Raw genomic sequence first — 8,941 nt, 5'->3', positions numbered from 1 at the left:
GAAAATACCCTGGTTATTTTTACCAGTGATAATGGCCCCTGGTTATCTTATGGCAATCATGCTGGTAATACAGGCGGCTTACGGGAAGGTAAAGGTACTTCCTGGGAAGGCGGGATGCGGGTGCCCTGTATCATGCGCTGGCCGGGCAAAATACCTGCCGGTACGGTTTGTAATAAGATGGCAGCTACTATCGACCTGTTGCCTACCATCGCCAATTTTTGCGGCGCAGCGTTGCCGGTACGCAAAATTGATGGGGTAGATTTGAAATCATTATTATTTAATGAGGAGGGTGCAAACCCCAGAGATGAGCTGGCCGTATATTATAAGGTAAATAGCCTGGAAGCGATTCGTAAAGGCCCCTGGAAGCTGGTATTGCCGCACAGCAGCAGGACCTATAAATTAAATTTGCCGGGATATGATGGTTTCCCGGGAGCACAACCCGAAGTAGATGTTCCATTGGCATTATATGACATGCGCCGTGATCCGGGAGAAACTTTAGATGTGCAAAAGCAGTTTCCGGAAGTGGTAAATCAACTCCAGGAGATAGCAGAAAAGTACCGGAATGAACTCGGTGATGATCTCACAGGAAGGACCGGAACAGCACGAAGACAAGCCGGAAAGGTACAAATGTGATATATATGTTTAAGTTTAATTTGTTTTAAATGAGAGAAGTGCCAACTTTTAAGTAGTTGATTTGTAAGCTATTATATTCCCCTAATCCATTAGAAGACTGCCAATTACCACGTTATACCTTTGTTTTATGACTAATATAAAACAAATTGTATATTAATATTTATTGAAAAACCATATACGTATCCGATTGACTACTGCATGTAATTGTTTCAAATTTGTTACGGGTATGGAAACCGTGTAATCTTTCCATTTATTATTTATCAGCCATACCAGCTTCCGAGAACTTGCAGTTTAACAATGGGAGATTTCATATGAATATACATAACCCAAAAGGAATATTATGAAAAAAGTGCGGCCTATTAGTCCTGGTAATTTGGGAGAAGCGCGTGTTTTGGAAGTTGCAGGATTGCACAGCGAATCAACAGAACTGTTACAACAATTAGCAAAAGATATCTGCAACCTGGTTTTTATGGATATAGAGATACCTGGATTGACCGCGATAGAAGCCGCCAGCATAGTAAAAGCAGCTTACCCTGATATAAATGTGCTATTGCTTACCCTGAACGAGAACGAACAGGAATTGACGCAGGTACCGGCGGCAACAAATGGATATGAACTGGATCATGTTCCACCGGTGTCATTGTCGGAATTTATTTCTCAGGTGTATGAAACGGCTTTGCAGTCGAATTTAGTGGCGGTGAATAAAGTGCTGGCATTTTTCCGGAAGGAGAAGCATGTCCATCAGGACCCTTACGGGTTGTCGCCACGGGAGAAGGAAATTTTACGCTGCCTGGTAAATGGCGACACCTATAAGCAAGTGGCGGAGGTGTGTCATATCAGTGTGGGAACAGTACGTTCCCACATCATGAATATTTACCGCAAGCTCGATGTAAATTCCCGCTCCAATGCAATTGTAAAGGCAATGAAAGAACACCTGGTCTGATGCCCTGATAGCTTTAGCCCCAGAAACCCTGTGCCTTTACCTGTCCGCCTTGCTGACGCAATGATTTACGCACCTGTATTACCATTTGTTGATTCCCTGCTACATAATAGCTTGTGTCTGTTGTGGGGAAATTGTAATGATACAACCACTCATGCAGATCAGTAAAATAATGCCCGTTATTGGAAAGCGGCTGTACCGGCATTTGTAGCATTTGCCTGGTCTCCGGATTTTCCAGTTGCAGGAAGCAGTGGAAATTTTGTAATGCTGTTTTACGCAGATAGAGCGAATAAAAATGACCTGCTGCACTGGCATCACCTATGCATACCAGGTGTTGTGCTGTTGTAGGTTGATGTATCCCGCCACCAGGCCCTGCATAATACACTTCATGGCCAGGTTGTAGCTGAAGCGCCCAGTAGCTGCCAGCCCCGTCATGTCCGGCATGGATCAGCAAGGTGGCTGTTTGTGTGGCCATATCCCATTGTGCTACCGTGTAATCACGATAGGTATACGGAGCTACTTCGCATTTGAGATGTTGTGTGCTGCGGTCAGGCAGCGATTGAGGTAAGTGTAGGTCTACCTGTAAAAGGAAATTGCCAATCCGCGTTACGCTGTTTACGGACGCAGTTTTCCCTATGCGCGACATCAGTAAACTGGTCGCCCTGTCTTTAATTGAAGGCATGTAAAATTTATTTTTCGGGTGTTTATAATCGGCCTGGGCTATGGATCAGGCCTGCAGGATAATTGTTAACAAAGCTACCGGACCTGTCGTTACCGGTTATTACACTATTCCGGGTTATAATGATACTTTTCCCGGCTGGCGATACGAAAGCCAAGTGGGGTTTGCCCGGTATGCTGTTTGAAGAAACGGTTGAAGTAAGTCACTTCATTAAATTGCAGATACCAGGCAATTTCTTTGATGCCATGGGTAGAATGTAACAACATCCGTTTGGCTTCCAGGATACGCCTCGCCGCCAGCAACGCTGATGCCGTTTGCCCGGTTTCCTGTTTTACTACTTCGTTCAGGTGATCCGTGGTCACATGTAATGCCCGCGCATACTCGCCGCAACTGCTCCAGCTTAATAAATGCGATTCCATCAACTCCCGGTAACGGATAAGTAACTCCGGCTGTAAGTGGCTGGCAGTGCTGTTTTCTGGTAAACAACGGGTAAAGAGGGTGAGCAATACTGCCAGGAAATGTTGTAATACCTGCTGCTGTAAAGCCTTGCGGTTGTTAAACTCCCGTAACAACTGCTCACAAAGGAGCCAGATATCTTTAAACGCTTCTGCATCCGGCGTGACCGCCTTCTCCATACACAATGGCAATACAGGCGCACCCGCCGGTAAAAAATCCGGCGTAAAGGAAATCAGGTACAAATCCGCTGTCAGTGCAATGTCGGCCGACAAATGAATCTGCCAGGGCGAGAGTAAAAATATACTGTGTGGCGGCATATCTATCTGCCGGAAATCTACCATATGCTGACTGCACTGGCTGCCAGTCACCGCCAGTGTATAAAACTCGTGCCGATGCGCCTTGGTCAAATCTGCATGCGGGTGATGATGTATCGCTCCCAGCGTTTTGTAATGGACATCTATCATCAAACCCGGAACAACCAGCAGATCCTCCAAACGGTAAGATGTAATGACAGGTTGTTGATCCTTTCTCATAAACTGCAAATTAAAACTATCCCATGGTGTTGATGAAAAGTTATTGCTACACACGTGGTACCATAAATGTGACCAGGCGCATACCCACACTGCCCATCACAAAGCAACCTGTCCGACTCACAATTTTCCAACCACCTATTACCAGACGAACGAAAAAAACAATTATTGTATACCTGTCCTGAAAAAGATATCTGAAATAGGTAAAATTGCATACATTTATCTGCAACCGATTGCATAGTTTCGGATTTTATTAGTACAATGAATCTGACAATACCTGTAAAGAATGAGAATAGTAGTGATTTTTAGACGCTAACGCATTTTTGCAAACGTTTGCTATCAATTGATAAATTCCATAAATGAAAAATGACTGTCGCTGCCACAACAGGACGGGAATTCCCACTAGATAAAAAGATAATAATAAGCAGGATGACAAACATTGTCTCCTCATTTATTCCGGTTATAAAAACAAGTGTACGAAATGTTGACAAGAAGAATAGCCACCTGCTATGCCATCCTGGTGGCACTACTATATTCCACACGTATAACGGCCCAGCAATCGGTCCGTATCAGTCAATCCTGGGAATTCCTGCAGGGTGACCTGGGTGGAATATGGGAGGCGGTAAGACCCGCGGCAGAAGGAAGCCCTGAATCAGTGCCGCTATGGAAAACGGTTACGCTCCCACACTGCTTCAATGCCCGCGACGCCGTAGATCCCGACCAAAACTATTACGAAGGCCCCGGCTGGTACAGAACTTTACTGGATATTCACAACCCCTATAATAAAGGCCGTGTACAACTGCATTTTGAAGGCGCCGGTCAGAAGACTACCGTGTACGTATATACGACAAAAGTAGCCACCCATACCGGCGGCTACGATGAATGGTCTGCCGATATCACCACCGCGGTGAATGATTTCGTTCAATCTCCGGCAGCAAAACGTTTCAAAGGAAAAATACCCATCTCCATCCGTTGCGATAATACCCGCGACCTGGAAATGATCCCTTCCGATATGTCTGATTTTAATGTATACGGTGGATTATATCGCTATGTAAATATCGTATACACACCAGCGTTATCATTTGAAGGCTTTCACCTGCAGGCACAATCAGATGCTGCCGGAAAAGAAGGAATACTTACCATCAGCTCCGCTTTTGCCGATGCGGAAAACATTGGCACCGGTACGCTGGAACTGCGCCTGATAGACCCGCAGCACAAAATTATCAAAACAATAAAACAGCCGGTTACTGCCGCAAAAGATGTACAACAACTGGCTGTTATCCAGCTCAAAAAGCCACAACTATGGTCGCCGGATCAACCACAACTGTACACCGTGGAAGCTACTTTGACCAGCGCAGCCGGCGTAGCCACCTGGTCCGGACAAACTGGCTTCCGGCATTTTGAGTTTGTAACACATGGCCCGTTTTTACTGAATGGCAAGCGACTCCTGCTACAAGGTACGCACCGCCATGAAGATCAGGCCGGCGTAGCCGCCGCCATGACAGAAGACATGATCCGTCAGGAAATGATCCTGATAAAAAATATGGGCGCCAATTTTATCCGCCTCGGTCACTATCAGCAATCACGCATTGTATTAAATCTGTGCGACAGCCTCGGCATCCTGGTATGGGAAGAAATTCCCTGGTGCAGAGGTGGACTTGGTGGCGAAGTGTATAAGGCGCAGGCCAGGCGAATGCTCACCAATCTCATTACCCAACATCGTAATCACCCCGCCGTTATATTGTGGGGCCTGGGTAATGAAAACGACTGGCCCGGCGATTTCCCCGAATTCGACAAACAACAGATCCACGCATTTATGTCGGAGCTGAACACGCTGGCACATCAGCTGGACAGTACCCGCAAAACCACCATCCGACGCTGCGACTTCTGTAAGGATATTGTAGATGTATATTCGCCCTCCATATGGGCTGGCTGGTATCGTGGGCGCTACACAGAATATAAAACCGAAAGTATCAGCGAAATCGCCAAAGTACCGCATTTCTTTCATGCAGAATGGGGGGCGGACAGTCATCAGGGACGCTACGCCGAAGACCCGGAAAAATTCATCAAACAGATAGCTACCGGCAAAGGCGCCGACGAACGCACCGGCGATTTTGCCCTCACCGGCGGCAATGCCCGCGCCTCGAAAGATGGCGACTGGTCTGAATCCTATGCCGTGAACCTGGTAGACTGGCACCTGAAGGAACAGGAAACGATGCCCCAACTCACAGGGTCTGCTTACTGGGTTTTCAAAGATTTTTCTACGCCACTGCGTCCTGAAAATCCCGTACCTTATGTGAACCAGAAAGGGATTGTTGCCCGTGATCTCAGCCCTAAAGAAATATATTATGTGTTTCAGTCTTACTGGACCAAAACTCCCATGGCGCATATCCTTGGCCATGCCTGGCCCATACGCTGGGGGAAACCAGGGGAAGAAAAAGAGATCCGTGTATACTCTAATTGCACCGAAGCCGAATTATTTGTCAACGGAAAAAGCGCAGGTATCCGCCAACGCAACAGTCAAAACTTTCCCGCCGCAGGTTTGCACTGGAATGTAGCACTGAACAGTGGCAACAACACCGTGAAAGTGATCGCCCGCAATGGTAAACAAACCGCCACCGATGAAGTGAACTGGCAATACCAAACCACCCCGTGGACCGCACCCGTGAAACTGATACTGGAACATACCGGAGAACTGGTAACCGTAAAAGCAGTAGACGCCGCCGGCGTATTATGCCTGGACGCTGCCAACGAAATTGAATTTTCTATTGCCGGCAACGGCCGCCTCATAGACGATCTGGGCACCGCAGGAGGATCACGTAAAGTACAACTGGCCAACGGACAAGCCAGTATTCGTATAGCTGTTAACGAAGGTACTGTTGTAGTAGCTGCTGCCGGAAAAGGATTGGAAACAGGCATGACTCAAATTAAAAAATAGCGAATTAATGATAAAGTATCTTTTAGCATCTGCTGCTGTAATGTTTTTTGCGCGCAACACCTATGCCGCGCCACCTGCAGACTCTCTGCTGAAACTCTGGTATAAGCAACCCGCTCAAAAATGGCCGGAGGCCTTACCGGTAGGAAACGGCCGTATTGGTGCCATGGTATTTGGTGGCGTACAACAGGAAGAGTTGCAACTCAATGAAGCCTACCTTTGGTCTGGTGTACCCCGTGAAGGCAACAATCCGCTGGCAAAAGAAACGCTGCCGGAAATGCGCAAACTCCTGTTTGAAGAAAAATATACAGAAGCAACTGCGCTGGCAAAAAAAATGATGGGACCCTACAGCGCCCGTTATCTTACACTGGGCAGTTTGCTGATTGATAACGATATTCCTCAGGAAGCCACCAACTACAAGCGGGAACTGGATCTGAACAACGGGGTGGCCCGTGTACAATATTCGGCTAACGGAGTCGACTATACGAGAGAAGTGTTTTCCAGTTATCCGCAACAACTGCTGGTAGTACGCTATACCGCCAGCAAGGCCGGACAGCTGAGTTTCAGTACCCGCTTCGCCAACGGCATGCCACATACCAATAGTGTAGTGAATAATCACTACCTGGTAATGAAAGGCAGATGCCCGGAATATGTGGCTGCCAGAGCCTATGAGCCAAAACAAATTGTATATGGCGAAAAAGGCATTAACTATGAAGTACACCTCGACGCCCGTGTGAACGGTGGTCAGGTAAAAACAGATACCGCTGGCGTACATGTATCCGGCGCTACGGAAGCCATGATATTATTGTCTGTAGGTACCAGCTACAAAGACGGCCAACCCAATGGAAAAGATGCGCACGCTGCTGCTGCTGCACCACTGGGGAAGGTGGGTAACTATGCACAATTGTTGCAGGCTCACCTGAAGGACTATACGCCGTTATTTAGCCGCGTATCCATCAACCTGGGTATAGACCGCGATGCTGCACTGCCTACAGATGAACGCCTGAAGATATATACTCAGAGCGGTGGCAACCGCGATCCCCAGTTAACTACCCTCTTGTACCAATACGGCCGTTACCTGATGATCGCAGCTTCCCGCAAAGGCGGTCCCGCAATGAATTTGCAGGGATTGTGGAATAAAGAGATGCAGCCACCATGGGGATCTAACTATACTATTAATATCAATACTGAAATGAATTACTGGCCGTCGGAAACGGCTAACCTGTCGGATTGTGGCAGTCCCCTGTTTGATTTTATTCATCAGCTGTCGAAAAACGGACGTGTAACCGCTGCCGTTAACTACGGCGCCAAAGGGTGGACAGCACATCATAATTCAGACATCTGGTATCTGACCAATCCTGTTGGAGGCTTTGATTTCAAAGACCCCAGCGGAAATCCCACCTGGGCTATCTGGCCGATGGGCGGCGCCTGGCTCAGTCGCCACCTATGGGAACATTACCAGTTTACCGGTGATAAAAAAGCATTGCAGCAAATGTATCCCGACCTGAAAGGCGCTGCTGAATTTATGCTGGACTGGCTGGTGAAAAACGAAGCAGGACAATGGGTAACCAATCCTTCTACTTCTCCCGAAAATAATTTCCGCATAGATGGTAAGCGCACCGGTACCGTGAGCATTGCTTCCACAATGGATCTCTCTATTATTCATGACCTGTTTAATAATACCATACAGGCGGCCACCGTATTACAGCAGGATGCTGCCCTGGTAGCACGTATGAAACAAACCATGGAAGAAATCTATCCTTTTCATACAGGGCAGTACGGACAGTTGCAGGAATGGTATAAAGACTGGGATGATCCGCAGGACACGCATCGTCATGCATCTCATTTGTATGGCCTGTTTCCGGGTAATTTCATTTTGCCCCGCAGGGATACCGTACTCGCAGCAGCGGCTAAACGTAGTTTACTGCTGCGTGGCGATGGCGGCACTGGCTGGTCGAAGGCCTGGAAAATTAACTGGTGGGCGCGCCTGGAAGATGGCAATCACGCTTATCTCATGTTAAACAAACAATTATTTCTCGCCGGCGGAACATCCGTGAGTGTAGCAGATAACAGTGGCGGTTCTTATCCTAACCTGATGGATGCACATCCGCCGTTTCAGATAGATGGTAATTTTGGGGTGACCTCCGGTATTACGGAAATGCTCCTGCAAAGCCATGATGGCGTATTATGCCTGTTGCCTGCCTTGCCGGATGCATGGCCTGCCGGTAGTGTAAAAGGACTGAAGGCAAGAGGTGGTTTTGAAGTAGATATGGAATGGAAAAACGGGCAGTTAACACATGCTGTGATCAGATCTGCTTTAGGCGGAAACTGCCGTATTCGTACCCGCGTGGCCGTTAAGGTAGATGGTAAACCGGCAAAAGCTGCCGCAGGAACGAACAATAATCCGTTCTATCAGTTACAAACGCCTGGTAAAGCCGAAGTAAAAGACCCTACGAAATTACCGGTGTTGCAGTTGGATAAAGTATTTGAGTATGATATTTCAACTGCACCTGGTAAAACTTACAATATTATATGAGCATCAGAAAAGGAGTTTTAAGTATAGCCGTTAGCGTTATTACTTATTCGGCTGTTGCACAAGTAAAAGGAGATGATGAAGGCATATTGACGCAGCGTGCCGCCGCGCGTGATAGCATTGCCGTGAGCACGGCGGTGAATGGCTGGTGGAAGGCATCTATGAAAAATCATGATGCCCGCATTGCCTGGTGGCGGGAAGCTAAGTTTGGCTGCTTCATTCACTGGGGCGTTTA

The 8,941-nt window shown here is 47.5% G+C and carries 6 protein-coding genes and 1 pseudogene; 5 read left to right on the top strand and 2 right to left on the bottom strand.

What is annotated here, in order from left to right; translation table 11 throughout:
* Positions 1–633 (top strand): sulfatase/phosphatase domain-containing protein (locus tag VIP81_RS33090; protein WP_331972428.1); only part of this gene is annotated, 633 nt, incomplete at its 5' end.
* A 340-nt stretch (positions 634–973) separates the two neighbouring features.
* Positions 974–1,576, top strand: coding sequence for a response regulator transcription factor (locus VIP81_RS33085; protein ID WP_331972425.1), 603 nt, complete (start codon positions 974–976; stop codon positions 1,574–1,576).
* Positions 1,577–1,589: 13 nt separating this feature from the next.
* On the opposite strand, the gene VIP81_RS33080 is transcribed toward VIP81_RS33085, so the two are convergent.
* Together VIP81_RS33080 and VIP81_RS33075 are read right to left on the bottom strand one after the other, a co-directional pair.
* Positions 1,590–2,255, bottom strand: a complete 666-nt coding sequence (locus VIP81_RS33080; RefSeq protein ID WP_331972422.1) for a siderophore-interacting protein — start codon at positions 2,253–2,255, stop codon at positions 1,590–1,592.
* A gap of 104 nt (positions 2,256–2,359) precedes the next feature.
* Positions 2,360–3,241 (bottom strand): helix-turn-helix domain-containing protein, encoded by an 882-nt coding sequence (locus tag VIP81_RS33075; protein WP_331972419.1) that lies wholly within the window; start codon positions 3,239–3,241, stop codon positions 2,360–2,362.
* 478 nt (positions 3,242–3,719) lie between these two features.
* On the opposite strand from VIP81_RS33075, the gene VIP81_RS33070 reads away from it, so the two are divergent.
* The 3 genes and pseudogenes from VIP81_RS33070 to VIP81_RS33060 all read left to right on the top strand — a co-directional run.
* Complete coding sequence (locus VIP81_RS33070) at positions 3,720–6,176, top strand: glycoside hydrolase family 2 TIM barrel-domain containing protein (protein ID WP_331972415.1); 2,457 nt, start codon at positions 3,720–3,722, stop codon at positions 6,174–6,176.
* Between the two features lie 7 nt (positions 6,177–6,183).
* On the top strand, positions 6,184–8,709 hold the full coding sequence (locus VIP81_RS33065; protein WP_331972412.1) for a glycoside hydrolase family 95 protein: 2,526 nt from the start codon (positions 6,184–6,186) through the stop codon (positions 8,707–8,709).
* Positions 8,706–8,941, top strand: a pseudogene (locus VIP81_RS33060) (hypothetical protein); the annotation flags it as partial. The gene VIP81_RS33065 and the pseudogene VIP81_RS33060, both read left to right, overlap by 4 nt.

The sequence above is a fragment of the Chitinophaga sp. genome (assembly GCF_036566945.1).
Lineage (GTDB): Bacteria > Bacteroidota > Bacteroidia > Chitinophagales > Chitinophagaceae > Chitinophaga.
The sequence above is the reverse complement of the archived record's forward strand: the minus strand, read 5'-3'. Positions and strand labels throughout refer to the sequence as shown.